Annotated in this window: 11 protein-coding genes; 7 read left to right on the forward strand and 4 right to left on the reverse strand. The window is 65.9% G+C overall.

Annotated elements, in window-relative coordinates; all coding sequences use genetic code 11:
* Positions 1-232: 232 nt before the first annotated feature.
* From IEY98_RS31035 to IEY98_RS31045, 3 genes are read right to left on the reverse strand one after another with little or no spacing between them, the layout of a single operon-like run.
* Complete coding sequence (locus IEY98_RS31035) at positions 233-2,353, reverse strand: hypothetical protein (RefSeq protein WP_189214253.1); 2,121 nt, start codon at positions 2,351-2,353, stop codon at positions 233-235.
* Positions 2,354-2,388: 35 nt separating this feature from the next.
* Entirely contained in the window at positions 2,389-4,569 is a 2,181-nt protein-coding gene (locus IEY98_RS31040) for an ATP-binding protein (protein WP_189214254.1), read from the reverse strand.
* Positions 4,566-5,114: a hypothetical protein gene (locus IEY98_RS31045; RefSeq protein ID WP_189214255.1), complete on the reverse strand. Its 549-nt coding sequence runs from the start codon at positions 5,112-5,114 to the stop codon at positions 4,566-4,568. The genes IEY98_RS31040 and IEY98_RS31045 overlap by 4 nt, the downstream gene beginning before the upstream one ends.
* A 708-nt stretch (positions 5,115-5,822) precedes the next feature.
* Here IEY98_RS31045 and IEY98_RS31050 point away from each other — a divergent pair.
* From IEY98_RS31050 to IEY98_RS31060, 3 genes are all read left to right on the forward strand, one after another.
* Positions 5,823-6,665, forward strand: coding sequence for an endonuclease/exonuclease/phosphatase family protein (locus IEY98_RS31050; RefSeq protein WP_189214256.1), 843 nt, complete (start codon positions 5,823-5,825; stop codon positions 6,663-6,665).
* 763 nt (positions 6,666-7,428) lie between these two features.
* On the forward strand, positions 7,429-7,743 hold the full coding sequence (locus IEY98_RS31055) for a hypothetical protein (RefSeq protein WP_189214257.1): 315 nt from the start codon (positions 7,429-7,431) through the stop codon (positions 7,741-7,743).
* A 178-nt stretch (positions 7,744-7,921) separates the two neighbouring features.
* Entirely contained in the window at positions 7,922-8,746 is an 825-nt protein-coding gene (locus tag IEY98_RS31060) for a helix-turn-helix domain-containing protein (RefSeq protein WP_189214258.1), read from the forward strand.
* A 57-nt stretch (positions 8,747-8,803) separates the two neighbouring features.
* On the opposite strand, the gene IEY98_RS31065 is transcribed toward IEY98_RS31060, so the two are convergent.
* Positions 8,804-9,940 carry a diguanylate cyclase gene (locus IEY98_RS31065; RefSeq protein WP_189214259.1) on the reverse strand — a complete coding sequence of 379 codons (1,137 nt, stop codon included), beginning with the start codon at positions 9,938-9,940 and terminating at the stop codon, positions 8,804-8,806.
* Positions 9,941-10,140: 200 nt separating this feature from the next.
* Here IEY98_RS31065 and IEY98_RS31070 point away from each other — a divergent pair, with 200 nt between their 5' ends.
* Genes IEY98_RS31070 through IEY98_RS31085 form a run of 4 tightly spaced genes read left to right on the forward strand, consistent with a single transcriptional unit; the run spans position 10,141 to position 14,186 of the window.
* Positions 10,141-10,911, forward strand: a complete 771-nt coding sequence (locus IEY98_RS31070) for a helix-turn-helix domain-containing protein (RefSeq protein WP_189214260.1) — start codon at positions 10,141-10,143, stop codon at positions 10,909-10,911.
* Positions 10,911-11,513: a hypothetical protein gene (locus IEY98_RS31075; protein ID WP_189214261.1), complete on the forward strand. Its 603-nt coding sequence runs from the start codon at positions 10,911-10,913 to the stop codon at positions 11,511-11,513. Before IEY98_RS31070 ends, IEY98_RS31075 begins: the two co-directional genes overlap by 1 nt.
* Positions 11,506-12,753: an MAB_1171c family putative transporter gene (locus IEY98_RS31080; protein ID WP_189214262.1), complete on the forward strand. Its 1,248-nt coding sequence runs from the start codon at positions 11,506-11,508 to the stop codon at positions 12,751-12,753. Before IEY98_RS31075 ends, IEY98_RS31080 begins: the two co-directional genes overlap by 8 nt.
* 35 nt (positions 12,754-12,788) lie before the next feature.
* The gene (locus tag IEY98_RS31085; protein WP_189214263.1) at positions 12,789-14,186 is read left to right on the forward strand and encodes an FAD-dependent oxidoreductase; all 1,398 of its coding nucleotides are present in this window, start codon (positions 12,789-12,791) and stop codon (positions 14,184-14,186) included.
* The last annotated feature ends 33 nt before the right edge of the window (positions 14,187-14,219 follow it).

The following is a 14,219-nucleotide window of genomic DNA, read 5'->3' on the forward strand; positions in this document are numbered from 1 at the left end:
CACCGTGTGAACGGCGGCCCGCAGGTCGGCCAACCCACTCGGGGCATGACCGATCGGACGGTCACGATGGCGAGTGGTGCTACAGACCCAGAACAGCCCTCCGGTGATAATCACCAGAGGGCTGTCTGACCAACTCTTACGCGTTGTGGGCGATACTGGGTTGAACCAGTGACCCTTACCGTGTCAAACTAGATCATTCTAACCTGTGACCTGCGGAAACATGACTCCTGCCCTACTTCATGTCCGACGGTTTGGTCCGGCTGCCAGGAACGCTTACGGTGACGATGTGCCTCGGCACTTCGTCGCCTGGCACATCGAACACCGTGTGCCCAATGAGCGCGCTCAGGTGTGGCGAGGCCCCGGTTGGATCGAACGCCTTGTGGCGCAGCGCGATCAGAAATCCGATTCGGATATCCGTCGTCTGGTATGTGACTGCCTGCTTGAGGTACGCCTGCTTGTCGCTCAAGGGCTTCTTCGTCGAGTCGACCTTCATCTCGATGCAGATGCTGAACCCGCTGAACTTGAGTCGCAGGTCGATCCGGCCACCGCCGACGTGCTGAACCTCGTACTCGGTGATCGCGCCATGGCTGCCGGACTTGAGGTAGCCGAGGAGGTCCTTGTGGATGTCGTCTTCGACGGACTTCGGGTCGAACAGGTAGGGGTACAGGTCCGATTGGGCATTGGTCCGTGAGCTGACGAACTGGATGATCAGCCGAAGAACGTCGTCCACTGCTTCCTTCGGCTCCCTGACGTAGTCGGGGCTCGTCTCCAGACACGATCGGATCGCGGAGTACACCTCTGCCTCGATCAGGTTGAGGCTGTGTCTGCCGATGGTTTTGTCGCTGACCGCTTTGGCGAGTTCAGCGAGGGTCTCGGGCGACACTTTTTCGGCAAGTTCGATCGCTGCCGCGGATCCTGGCAGGACAAGTTGGTTAAGGGGTTGCGGCAGCGACGCTGTTGCCGTGCCGCTACCGCCTTTTCCCGGCCCTGCACCGGCCAATGCTTGCGCCTTCGCCGCTATAAGGACCGTTTGCGCGGCGGCGAGCTTCTCGGTGAGCTCGCGTCCACGGTCGCCCGCCGCGGTCGCGGCTTCCTGTTCCAGGGCGTGGGTGTGGTCTTCGAGGTTGCACAGCATGCCCGCCGTTCTGGCGAACCCCGACTCGATGACCGGCTGAACGAGCCTGAGCAGGCCGTCAATGTCCTCCTCGTGCGAGACGACAGCTGCGGAGCGCGAGCCCAGGTAGATCTGGAGTAGGTCGTCGACAACGACCTCGGCTTTGTAGAAGCTATCCCGCTCAAATTCTTCCCGGAGCCTGCTCAGGTCGTCGGCCAGTTGTGACCACGCCAGCAGCGCTGCTCGCTTCGGATCCCCATACCAATGATTCAGACCCATGGACGTCACGTTGATCCGGCGTACCCGCTCAGCCAGGTCGGCCAGTGCGTGTGGTTCGAGCCGAGGTGTCTGCAGGGCTGCCACCTGCGGCCCCGCTGAGGACTCGTCGAGGAGCGCGCACAGCACTTCCACCACGGTCAGAAGGACGCTGGCGTCCTCACGCTCGTAGGTGTCCCAGGCGACCTGCAAGTACTGTGCGGAGGCTTCGAGTTTGCTCAGCATGAGCGGCAGGTCCGCGGCGCGGAGTGCGCTGACCAGTTCGATACCCGCCAGCACCCACGCGGCGTCGGAGGCGACGTCCTCGGGGTCGGCATCGGGACGCAACTGGCCGGCTGGGGGGTCGATCCCAGCGATGACACGGACAACACCGGCGAGGCTTGCGGCGTGGGGCCAGTGGTCGACGGCGACACCGACGGCGCGGACAACCGCGGTGCCGAGCGGCTTGGGCATCGGTGCATCGAAGCGTTCCAGAAGAGCTAGCAACGCGAATGGTGCTCCGATTCCGCACAGGGCAAGTCGGGTGCGGGCCTCCAGTGCGCTTGCTGTTCTCAGGGCGGCGCGGCTGTCCGGGTCCGGTAAGTCAAGGAATTCCTGGACAGCATCCTCCAGGGCCTTCGCCAAAACCCCGCCGACCTCGTTCAGCGCAGGTCCACTGGTGAGCAGAGCCTCCAGGCTGTCGGTGAGGATGGCCGGACTCGTGGAGGATGTGACCGCAACTGATACGCGGCGCATGGCTGCCGGATAGCTGTCGGTCCGGCCGCCGGAGTTGGCTGCCTCGTGCGCGACCAGATGGACGAGCGGCGGAAGCACCGGGCTGTCGGCGAGGTCAGCGGCTTCCCGAGCCAATCGCTCCCAGCCACCAAGCGTCGCGAAAGCGCCCTCGACCGGCGGGCCACCCGCGCTTGCCGAAAGGAGCGCGGTGAGATCCCCCTCCAGCTCGACGGCCGCACTGCCGCTCATGGCGTTCCTCTCGTCAGCAATTACCGTGCAGCTTCTCACCAAACGTAGGCGTTCCCCTCCGCGACAACCCGATTGGCTTGCGGAAGTAGATCAACGAGCGGGGCGGCGTTGCGGGTGGCGACGAAGATCTGCATCTCGGCCTCGCCAGCTACGTCCCGCAACGCCCTGACCATGGTGGCGAGGTCCTCCTCCGGCATTTCCTCGGCGGAGGGCGAGTCCAGGACGAGGAAACCGGGGTGGCGACCGATCCCCTCGACGTAACCGTGCTGAATGAGCGCGATGGCGGTCGCGATCTTGACCCGCAGCTTCTCGCCGGCTGTAAGCCCGGAGTAGGTCTGCTTGACGCCGTTCTCTCGGAGCGTCATGTTCGCTGCGCCGCTGAGGGAGAAGCCGCTGAGATTGTCGGCGCCGAAGCTCTGCGTCAGGCGTTCGATGTCAGCGGAGATCTGGACCAGCATCGGATCCTGCTCGTTCTTCACCCACTTCTTCAGCACCTGCTCGGCTGCTTCCACAACGGCGAGGTGCACCGGATCGACCGGGTCAACCGTCGCCGGGTCGCTTGACCGGGTCAGCGCCGCCAGTGCACCTTCGGCGCGGGCCAAGTCCAGTTCGAGCGCACGATGCTCACTCGCGGCCGAAAGACGTTCGCTCCCCACCTCTACTCGCGCCGCCGCCTCGTCCCGTTCCGTGGTCAGCGCCGCGATCTCGGCAGTCAGCTCCGCAACTGCGGCTTCGGCCGTGGCCACGGCGGCCTGCGCCGCTTCAACTTCGTCCAGGGGCCCTTCTTCAGCATCCGGGTCCTCGCCGTCCCTTACGGACGTCCTTGCGACCAGGCCAGCCACGAACTCGTCCGGTACGGACGCGGCCACGATGACATCGGACTGAAGGGCCTTTAGATTCAGTTCACTGGTGCACACCGAACACTCGTGTTTGTCCGGTTCCGCAGCCTGCCGCTCCGGAGTGACCTGCGCAGCACAGCGTGGGCACACCGACGGACGCATGTGATGGAAGAATCTGGCCGCGAGCGCGTCCTCGTAGCTGGTATGCAGGCGGGCCTTCACTGCCTTGAGCTGTTGGCGTGCTGTTCCAGCGAGCGAGGTCTGCGCGATCAGCTTCGCCTCAAGCTTGTGAGCCGCTCGCGCGAGGTCAGATGCGCGGGTCGCGGCGTCGAGCACGAGCTGCATGTCCGGCGTCTCGGCGGGCAGCTTCCCGATCTTCGTCCGGAGGTCCTGGACCTGCTTCTCCGCCGCGCGTCGGCTTGCCTCCACCGCCTCGCCAGCCGCCTGTGCCTTGTCTTTCGCGGCGTCTCGTGCCGTATCCATGCCGCGCCGCGCCGTCATCGCGGCAGCCTGCACCGGTGCCCAGTCCGTACCGATGAACATCTGCATCATCCGGAGGCCGATGGTCTGCTCGTTGCCGACGATCGGATCGAGCTGGTTTGCGCGGACCACGAACGAACTGGAGTACGCGGGCCACGCGTGCACCCGAGCCGCCGTATCCGTCCAGACCGGGATGTTCTCCAACCTCAACCGAGTCATCATCAGCGAGCCCATGACGCCCTCGAAGTCCGCGCCGTCGAACTGCCCGAGGACCGTAAATCTGGCGTCCGAGTCCACCTCCATGATCCTGATCACCTGTCCGGTGGCCACCCCGTCCACCGCATCGAACGCGACCCGCAGCCGCTCGGCGCCCACCTTCCAATCGACTTCGACGTGCTCGATCCAGCTGCGGACATCGTTCTGGAACTGCGGACACCGGCCGGTCAGCGACCACATGAGAACGTTCAAGAGGGTTGACTTGCCGCGTAGGTTCCGGCCCGAGCCAATCCCGTTGACACCGGGCTGGGGCGACCATTCGAAGTGAAATGGGACCCGCGCCCTTGGTCCTGCCTGCTCATCGAGCTCCGGTGCCTCACCCTCTCCCACCGTGACCGCTGCGGGCGAGCGCTTGTCAACGACCGGTCGGATCCACTCAGGGAGGTCTGCTACATCGACCAACGCGTGTCCATGGGCATCGGGGTGATCCGGTTTGAGCCACTTCGTTCCACCGAAGTACATCCGGGTCGCACGCAGCGGCACTGGAACCGCCTTGGTGCCGCCGAGCGGGACACCGAGCCCGCTGAGGATCTTGTCGACCTCGTCGACAGTGAGGCTGAGCGGACCGCCTGCCCGCCGCCTGGCCAGGACCTCAACAACCTCCTTGCCGAGAGCACTCACGTCTGGTTCCCTTCCTGACCGGCTTCTCCAGCAGCCGATACCGATGCGCCGGCGCTCAACGCGTCCAGCCGTTCGCGCACCCGCGGCGCGATCGGCGCGATGGCCACGCCCAGCTCGGTCCCCGCGTAGGTGGCCTGCCGGTATTGCCGGTCCTTTAGAGCCTGCCCACCGCCGTCCCCCGCAACCAACGCGACCAGCTTCACCTGCTTGGCGTACCAGCCCAGAGTCGAATCCTTCGCGAGCTCAGCGACCGCGGCGGCCCCGGCCTGCGTCAGGAAGAACTGGTTGCGCTTGCTCTTCTTGCCTGGCTGCCCAGTACGGCGCAACGTGGCGAGGCCGTACGTTTCGAGGATGGAGAACGCGTCATCGAGCTGCTCGTAGGCGCCGAAGAACCAGCGCGGCATCGGGTACCAACGCAGGTCAGGCTCTGGATCGTCCAAGAGCGACCGCGCTGTGTTCAGGTGACCAGCGTCGGCCGTGCCAGCTTCCACCATCGACACCAGCTCGTCGGCGAGGTAGTCCGGGTTTCGCAGCCAGAAGTCCATCGCCTGGAGCCGCAACTCGCTTCGGACCGACTTGACCGTTCCGGGCGGATCTCCATCCACGGTCGGCGTACCGCATCCATCGAGCAGAACTAACAACCGAATGGCGTGCTGAGTTCGCGTCGCAGCAGGGCGACCCTCTGCACCTGCGGACTCCGCACCGGTAGCCATCTCGTCCAACCTGGCATTCCTCCCAGAAGCACCGCTACTCGACCGGACGACCTTCACCAGAACGGCCGCCAGGTGATCACAGGCGGCAAGGTTGCGGACCGTAATCACGTCGCCAACCACGTCGGGCCAGCACGACCAGCCGTTACACTCGGAGACGCTTGTAGCCGATATGGTATGTAACGGATGTTGGATAGCAGCCGGAACGCAGCTGCGGTCTGCGCAGTCGTGCGTCGTGAGACCGGAGTTGGTGGGATGCAGCTGCACCCGACGCCGATCCTCGCGCCGGACTGTTTGCGGCCAAGCACGCGGGCGGCGCGTTGGGCGGTGCCGGTGGTGCGGACGACGGCGAGGATGTGCAACTGATTCAGGCTCAGGTCGAGGAGTTAGGGTGGGCAGGCCAGCAGGGCGGTGAGCAGTTCGGCGGCGTCGCCGCGGTCGTCTCCGATGCTGGACGCCGTGCCTCCGTACCACCGAGCCGGCTGAGACCATCGCTGCCACGATCGTCACCCGGATCCACCGCGTCCTGGAGGAGACCCCGGTATGCCGCTGAGCCTGATCACCGTCAACGTCGGCGCCCCTTCCCTCGACCGCGCCCGCCGGCAACTGCGCTGGCTCGCCGAACGCGGCGAGGAGGTCCTTGTGCTCACCGAGACCAAGGCCACCGCGGGCAGCCGGCTGCTGGCGGCCTCGTTCACCGCGGCCGGGTACTCGGTGACCTTTCCCGACCACGCCCCCGGCGAACTCGGCGTCATGATCGTCTCCAGGCTCCGCGCCCGCCTCGACCCGATCGGCACGGCCCTGGACTACCTGCCCGCCCGCGCCGCCGGGATCGTCGTCGACACCCTCGAGGGCCCTGTGCGGGTCATCGGCGCCTACGTGCCCTCCCGCGACGCCTCGCTGGTCAAGACCGAACGCAAGAAGACCTGGATCGAGGGCTTCCACACCGCCCTGGACGCCACCGGCGACGACACCCCGGTGCTGTTGCTCGGTGACCTCAACGTCCTCGAACCCGACCACCGGCCCGCCCACCGCGGCCAGTTCGCGTCCTTCGAGTACGCCTTCTACACCGACCTCACCCGCCGACACGGCCTGGTCGACCTGTTCCGCCACCTGCACCCCGACCGCGTCGAGCACAGCTGGGCCCGCCGTCCCGACCTCGGCTATCGGTATGACCACGCCCACGGCTCACCGGCCCTGACCGCACACCTCACCGGCTGCCACTACCTCCACACCACCAGGGAGAACACCCCGGAGGGTGACCGGCTCACCGACCACTCCGGACTCGCCGTCCACCTCCACCTGACCCCCACCGCGCCGCTGGTGACGTCGGACCCCACCACAGCGGCCACCACGCACGACGAACCCGAACCCACCCTGTTCTGACCCACAGGCCACTTCGCGCGTCGGCCGCTGTACCCGGGTCAGCCGCCGACGACGCCTTCCCACAGCGCGCACTCGCTGGGGATGTGCAGGCGAATGCTGTAGAGGCAGCTGTACTCGACCACTCGGTGGACGTAGGTGACCCTTCAAAACATCTTGTGGAACAGCGGGCGACCTCGCTGGAACTGCACAACGTGTCCTGGGAATAGCTGCACGCCTTCTGGCGGACGCACTGTACTGGTTCCGGCCCGTCGATGATGTGACGCGACTGGCTTTGATCCATGTCAAGACCTGCGGGCCGGCACCGCCCGGACGTGTGATCGAAACTGCCTTCGATGCCTGGTCAACTGGGATGCCGCCGCGTTGACGCCGTATGAGCGCCCCATGCCCGCTCTGGCCGTGGTCGCCGAGCGCCGGTCTAATTCGGGCACCCCCGTGAGGGGTGGTGCCGAGCCTCGGCCCAGCCGGGCCAGCGCGCAGTGCACGGGAGGAGGGATCATGGTGGTGAAGACAACAAGAAGGACGCCGAGTCGCGAGCGGGGACGCCGGCCAACCAGGCCCAACGCCCCGCCTGCGTGATCTACGCCAGCTGACGGTTCGGGCGTGTGGATTGTCCGACCTGCTCGCGCACCTCTAGCCCCTCTTTGGGGCCGCGATCCCCTAACCGCCACTCGGCGGCCCACCAAGCCCCGTCTGCCCGGGAACCTGCCGGTCCCCCTTCCCGGGCAGACGGTTCCACTCTCACCCGGTTCAGAAAGACCATCTTATGACCATGGCAGCCGCAGTCGACCTTGACGAACTACCTGAACTCGCCAACCTCGATATGACGGGCTGGCACCGCCTTCCTGGACCAGTCCTCATCCTCTATCGGCTCTGGCCTGAGGACTCCGTCGACACCCTGCTCGTCCACAGTCGAAACAATGCACACGGCGAGCGCGTCAACGGCGAGGGTGCCCCTGTCTGGCGTTGCGATGCGACTCTCGCGGCGGTCGTCTCCGCTCTGCTCGCCGTTCCCGCCCCAGGCCATCCAGACGCACCGGTCACTCCGCTCGACGCCAACCCGAACATCGACCAGATGTAAAGCCTGCGTCCCACCGATCGGGCGATCGGCGCAGGACGGCGATCGGAGAGGACCGACGCAGACATGCAGCATTCGCGCGTGACACCTCGTCACCCCTATTCCCGAACAAGCAGGGCCGAGAGGGCAGACGGTCGCGATGTCGGGACAGCATAAGCCGCCGCACGCCCGCAATCGGGCGGTGGGAGCGGTCCTGCGAGCGATCCGGTTGTCGCAGACGACGCTTACGCTCGAGCAGGTCGCGGAGCAAACTCAGATGTCCTTGTCTACCCTGAGCAGAATCGAGAACGGTCGCCGGCACATCAGTCGGGAGGACATGGCGACGCTGTTGACCGTCTACAAAGTACCCCTGCGGCAGCGTCGCGAGTTGTACGAGGACGCGCACACAGACAACAGGGCATGCTGGTGGCAACGGACGCTACCTGAAGTGCTACCGGACTCCCTGCTGGTCGCGGGTTACGGCACAGACGCCCGAGTGGTGACGGACTGGTCGATAGCGGTCGTTCCCGAACTGTTGCTGACCTACCGATACGCCCGCGGCTGGTGGCGCGCAAGCGGGGCGACGGACGACGAGATCGAACGCCGATGGAATGCCTGCCAGGAGAAGCAACGCGGCCTGAGTCAGGTGGAATACACCGCCTACATCCACGAACTCGCACTTCGAACGCCGTTCGGCGGCGTCGCTGCCCTGCGTGACCAACTCGCACACCTCATCGCCGCGCCGGAGCGCGGACTCGGGATCAGGATGGTGCGTGCGGGTGTGCCGGTCGGTGCGCTCGGCTCGGCGTGGACGCTGATCCAGTTCAGGCGAGACCCGCCCGTCGTTCACTCGGAACTCCTTCGCAGCAGCATCGTCCTGCATCACCCGGAAACCTCCAGCTACCGCGCGATGTTGAAGGAGGTGGAGCGGGCTGCCTGCTCGGCTGCCGCGACGCGCGAGCGGCTGCGACAGATCGCCGAAACCCTCTCCGAACGCGGACAGCAGAGGGCGGGAGAATTCAGGTGACGCACTACTTCACCACCGTCGCCCGCTGTCGGATCACAGGGACCCCCTCTGCCGACTTCAGACGGCTGCGCGCAGTGGCAGACTGTCACCACAGCAGGTCGTCGCCCTGTCCGACAGTTCGCCCTCCTGACGGTTTCGGGTGCTGACACAGCGCACCGCGGGAGCGAGAGTGGTCAGTAGTACTGAGGCCAGAGGAGTCAGTTCGTACACGGTCGATTTGGGGAACCGGTTGGGTTCCTCGTGTCGAGTGACCAGGTCCTTGTCCTCCATGCGCCGCAGTGTGCGACCCAGAATGCTGTCGTGCAGCCACCGGCCGGAATCAGGTTGACCGATGGTCGTGTCGTGGATAGTGGACAGGATCTCGGTGAAGTGTCGGGGGCCGTTGATCAGCGTGGCGAGGATTGCTGGCACCCACTCGCCTTTGAGCAGTTGAAGCACCTCGTACAAGCCGTGCCAGTAGGCAGGCTCCTGCACAAGGGCGGTCCTGTCGGTCGTCGTTGACGACGTCTCGAGGGCAGGGTTGCCGTCGCGGCGGACCGGCGCGGGTTGGTGGTCGCGCTCACCGGATCGTTCGTCGGCGGGCTCGAGTACTTCCGCGCCGATGCACGTGGTGTTGCGCCCCGCGTGCTTGGCATGGCGCAGGGCCGTGTCGGCCTCCAGTAGCAGCGTCTCGATGCTGGTGGGGTCGGTGGCCGCGTGCACGGCGACGCCGATGGACACGGTAAAACTGCGGATGGCAGTGGTGCCGCCGGAGGCGACAGGGGCGTCAACGACGATCGCGGCGATGCCCGCGCTGATGCGCCGGGCAACCCCGAGGGCCTGCTCGGTGTCTGCACCAGGAACCAGGACAACGAACTCGTCGCCGCCGAGGCGACCGACCAGGTCGGAGCCGCGCACGGCGGTCCGCAACACGTGCGCGGTCGCCCATAGGACGGCGTCGCCGGCCGGATGGCCGTACTCGTCGTTGACGCGCTTGAAGCGGTCAAGATCCAGGACGAGCAGGCTGACTGGACGCTGCCGACGCCGGGCGTCCTCGAGCGCACGCGGGACGTGAATGTCCCAGCCCCACCGGTCGAGCAGACCGGTCAGCCTGTCCCTGCCCCAGCTTCCCCGAGGTTGGCCGCACGAGGAGCACTGCCGGGGCAATGCCTCGCGTGGCCGACCCGAGGTCTGCGCTGTCGGTGCTGTAGTCATCGCGATCCCCCCGAACCTCTGCCACCGGACGCCTGCTAGCCCTTGTACTGGAAGCCTGATGTTCCCGTGTCACTCTTCAGGGCGGTTGAAGTGACGTGTTATGGACTTTAGGCTGTAGGTAGCAACTCTTCAACCGCAATGAGCCCGATTGGGTTAGCTTCCTCAAAACAGTACAAGGCCATGAGGGCGGAGGTGGGCTGATGAACGACAGCAGGTGGCCGTCGTTCGCGGCCGTTCTGAACCTGCTGTGCTCGACCAGCCAGCCCGGGAAGGCGCGCCCGTACTCCAACGTTGAGCTGGGACAGGCCATCGGGGTTACGCACAGCTACGTCGCCCAACTGCGTAAGGGGCAGCGCGAGCCGACCCTGGCGACCGTCCTGGCCTTAGCCGAGGCATTGAACGTGCACCCCGCCGTCTTCGTGGGAGGCCGTCGCAGCCGAACGCCGGACCTGCCCGGTCGCCCGTTCGCCGTCAAGCTCAATCGCCTGTTCTCCCTGGTGCATCCGCCCGGCCAGGGTGAGATGACGTCGGAGGCCGTGGCGTCAGCCGTGCGCCGCAAAGCCGAGGAGCTGGGCGACAACGGATGGACGATCGCACCGAACACGGTCCGTGATCTGCGCAGCGGTAAGAATCCGAATCCCAAGCTCAAGCACGTGATCGCACTCGCGGTGGCCTTCGGCGCCGAGCCTGCGTACTTCTTCGACGAGGAGTTGGCCGCCCGCGTGGAGGAGCAGTTGGAGACTCATCAGACGTTGGAGCGCCTGGGAGTCAACGAAGTGATCCTACGCGCCACGGCCGCTTCCCCGTCGGCAGAGGTGCGCAACAAAGCGGTACTTGCGCTGGTGCGGGCGTTGCGCCCCGAGGTGGAGCACGAAGCACTGCGGCAGCTGCTGGACCGGTCCGCTTCCGACCCATCCGACGGTCCCGCTGGGCCACAGGTCAAGGTGCCTCGCGATGAAACGACCGACTGATGCCCGCGATCTCGATGTGGCGAGGCAACCAGGGCTCGAAGGGTGGTGACACCATGAAACCCCGGCACCTGCGGGCTCTGCGCGACGACCTGATCCGCGAGCTGAACCTGGACTCCTCGGCGACGACCGAGACCGTCTGTCTGCGGCTATGCGAGGTCGTTGCCCAACGGCAACAACGGGAGATTCGACTACGGTTCGACGATCTGGGCGCCGGGCTCAGCGGCCTCTGGGCGGTCACGGACGACGATGTCCACGTCGTCATCGTGACCACCGCCCGCAGCTGGGTTCACCGTCTGCTGATCCTGCTGCACGAGATCGCACACATGCTCTGCGGTCATCAACCGATGCAACTGAGCACCGGCGAGGCCAATGCCCTCTTCTATCCCGACCTGTCCCCGGACATGTTGCGAGTGCTGGCCGGACGTACCACGCTCTCGCGGGACGAGGAGCGCGAGGCCGACCAGGTCGCAGGCGCGCTGACCCAGGGATTGATCGACTGGGCGCAGCGGCAGGAGGTCCGCCCCTTCGAGCCCGGCCGCGACGACCTGGCGACCAGGGCCTGGTACACCCTCGGATACACCCCGCGAGGCCACCATGGCTGACCTGATTTTCCTTCCTGCGGCGCTGGGTATCGCGATGCTGGGCCTGTACAAGTTCTGGGCTCTGCGCCATGCGCCTGCCGACCGCAGACCGGCGATACGCACCGTATGCTTCTCTTGCCTGTTCGCCGCGCCCTCGGTGCTGCTAGGCGCTCCCGCCATCGGCATGGCCCTCGACCGAGTCGTCGGCATCCACAGCCTGTCGGTGCTGCTGGGCTACTGCTTCGCCCTGGGATTCGTGTGCTCGATCCAGATCATGCTCGTCTACTGGCTTCACTCGGCCGCTGCGGCGTGGCAGATCTCGCGATGGCTGGTGCTGACCTACACCGGCATCGTGGCCGCGATCAACATTCTGTTCTTCCTCGGCGAACGACCAGCCGAACACCATCACGACTTCGCCGCAGCCTACGCTCGCGCGCCCTACCTCGCCGAATTACTGGTCCTGCACTTCCTGGCCTATGTCCTTGGCCTGGCCAACGTTGTTCGTCTTTGCTGGCGTTGGTCCCACCACCCGGACACCACTGATCGCCCCTGGCTGCGACGAGGGCTGCGCCTGACCGCCGTGGGGATCTTGTTCCCTGTCGTTTACGGCGTCATCACCCTCGTCGCCGTCGTTGGCAGCTGGTTCGGCGCCGAGTTGGGCCTTTGGAGCACCCTGATCGCGCCCACGGTCGCCATCCTCGGCGTGCCGCTGGTGATCGTCGGCAACAGCATCGCCGCGTGGGGGCCAAGCCTGTCGTCGCTGTGGGAACGCGTCGTTCACGTCAGCTCCGACCTGCATGACTACCGCGCTCTCACACCCCTGTGGCAGGCGCTGCGCCCCATCGAGCCGGAGATGGTCCACACCCACCACTCACTGGCGAACCGCCTCAGCCCCCGATCACGACTGTTCTGGCGGATCATCGAGATCAACGATTGGCTCCACCAGCTCCCGGCCCGCGACGTCGCCGTTTCCGCCACCGCTCGTCACCACGCACGTCAAGCCGGTCTTGACGAGCAGCAGACCGCGGCGCTGGACGAAGCCGCCAACATCAAAGCCGCGCTACTGACCACTGCGACCGATCTCCGCACCGGCCTTTCGGGCCCCGTCAACCTAGACCATCCTCGCGACGCGGGGCACGCCTTCGCGGGCGAACGTCGACGACTTGTGCTCATCGCCGAGACCTTTACCAGCCTCCTGACTGACGAAGTGGTTCACGCAGCCTCCCGTGTTCCTCAGTCTGCGCAGACCCATCCCCACTAAACGTTCCACATCTCCCTTCCGGAAAGGACACTCCCATGCCCACCGGAAAGTCCCTGCGCGCGGTTGTCCTCGGAGGCGGGCTGGCTGGCACCCTGGCTGCTGCGGTCCTCGCACGCCACACCGACGAGGTCACCATCATCGAGCGCGACCGCCTGCCCGAAGGACCCACCCACCGAAAGGGCACCCCTCAAGCCCACCACACCCACGTGCTCGTTTCCGGCGGTGCCCGCGCACTCGATCAACTCCTTCCTGGAAGCACCCGCGCCTTGCTCGACCATGGCGCTCAGTACATCGGTGCGCCCAATCGGCTGCTCGTGCTGCTCTCCCGCGGCTGGCTCGGCCGCTTCGAGGAGATGCAATTCATCATCGGCTGCAGCCGCAATCTCCTGGACTGGGTCATACGAAAGCGCGTCTTGGCGCAACCCAGCATCACCGTTCGCCACGCCACTGACGCCATCGGTCTATGTGGCGACCCGGAGCAGATCACTGGCGTGCGGATCCGCGACCGACAGACCGGACGAATCGAGGAACTCGACGCTGACTTCGTGGTCGACGCCACCGGCCAAGGATCCGACGCTAGCGTCTGGTTGACCGCACTCGGCCTACCCACACCGGCTGAGGAACATATCGACCCCCAGGTCTTCTACAGCACCCGCATCTACCAGCAGCCTGCCGGAACCGTCAGCGACTTCCCCGAGATCAACATTATGTCCGACCCGGCCCGCACCGACTACGTCAAAGCTGGAGTCCTGGTGCCCATCGAGAACCGGCAATGGATCGTCACTCTTGTCGGCACCCACGACCACCGGCCACCCACCGACGCGAACAGGTTCGGCGCCTACGCGCGCAGCCTGCGCCACCCCATCATCGCCGACCTTATCGACCGCGCCCAGCCGTTAACCGAACCTCGCGGCTTCCGCATCCCCGGTAACCGCCGCCGGCACTTTCACAGCCTCGCCGCCTGGCCGAACGGGTTCGTCGTCCTCGGGGATGCCGCCTGCACCGTCAATCCCATCTACGGGCACGGCATGGCCATCGCTGCTCGCGGTGCCCTCGCCCTCGATGCCGGTCTGCAGCGGCATGGCACGACCCGAGCCACCCACCGCATCCAACAGACCATCGCCGAGGTGGCCGATATCGCCTGGAAAATGGCTTCTCGGCAGGACCTTCGATACCCCAGCACCATCGGACCGCGCCCCGGTCCAACCGCCCGGCTGCAGCAGCGCTTCCTCGACCGTATTGCCTGGGCGGCCACCGATCGACGCGCCGTTGCCGCCGCTCAGTTGGACGTCTACACCCTCTCGCAACCGCCCAGCCGCATGTTGAGCCCCTCCGTGCTGATAGCAACTCTTCTGGGCCCTCGTGAACCAGCCCGGACCGAGCCTCCTCTTACTTCCGACGAGTACCCGGGGCTACCACCGTCAGGTTCCTAGGTGGCAATCGATCGAAAGAGCTTGGAGGGTGTT

It is taken from the genome of Actinokineospora fastidiosa, assembly GCF_014648415.1.
Lineage (GTDB): Bacteria > Actinomycetota > Actinomycetes > Mycobacteriales > Pseudonocardiaceae > Actinokineospora > Actinokineospora fastidiosa.

What these genes read in the sequence shown, in the direction of transcription:
- IEY98_RS31035 (WP_189214253.1), bottom strand. Translation starts at nt 2,353, where the DNA reads ATGAGCGGCAGTGCGGCCGTCGAGCTGGAGGGGGATCTCACCGCGCTC.
- IEY98_RS31070 (WP_189214260.1), top strand. Translation starts at nt 10,141, where the DNA reads ATGAACGACAGCAGGTGGCCGTCGTTCGCGGCCGTTCTGAACCTGCTG.
- IEY98_RS31065 (WP_189214259.1), bottom strand. Translation starts at nt 9,940, where the DNA reads ATGACTACAGCACCGACAGCGCAGACCTCGGGTCGGCCACGCGAGGCA.
- IEY98_RS31055 (WP_189214257.1), top strand. Translation starts at nt 7,429, where the DNA reads ATGACCATGGCAGCCGCAGTCGACCTTGACGAACTACCTGAACTCGCC.
- IEY98_RS31080 (WP_189214262.1), top strand. Translation starts at nt 11,506, where the DNA reads ATGGCTGACCTGATTTTCCTTCCTGCGGCGCTGGGTATCGCGATGCTG.
- IEY98_RS31045 (WP_189214255.1), bottom strand. Translation starts at nt 5,114, where the DNA reads ATGGACTTCTGGCTGCGAAACCCGGACTACCTCGCCGACGAGCTGGTG.
- IEY98_RS31050 (WP_189214256.1), top strand. Translation starts at nt 5,823, where the DNA reads ATGCCGCTGAGCCTGATCACCGTCAACGTCGGCGCCCCTTCCCTCGAC.
- IEY98_RS31085 (WP_189214263.1), top strand. Translation starts at nt 12,789, where the DNA reads ATGCCCACCGGAAAGTCCCTGCGCGCGGTTGTCCTCGGAGGCGGGCTG.
- IEY98_RS31075 (WP_189214261.1), top strand. Translation starts at nt 10,911, where the DNA reads ATGCCCGCGATCTCGATGTGGCGAGGCAACCAGGGCTCGAAGGGTGGT.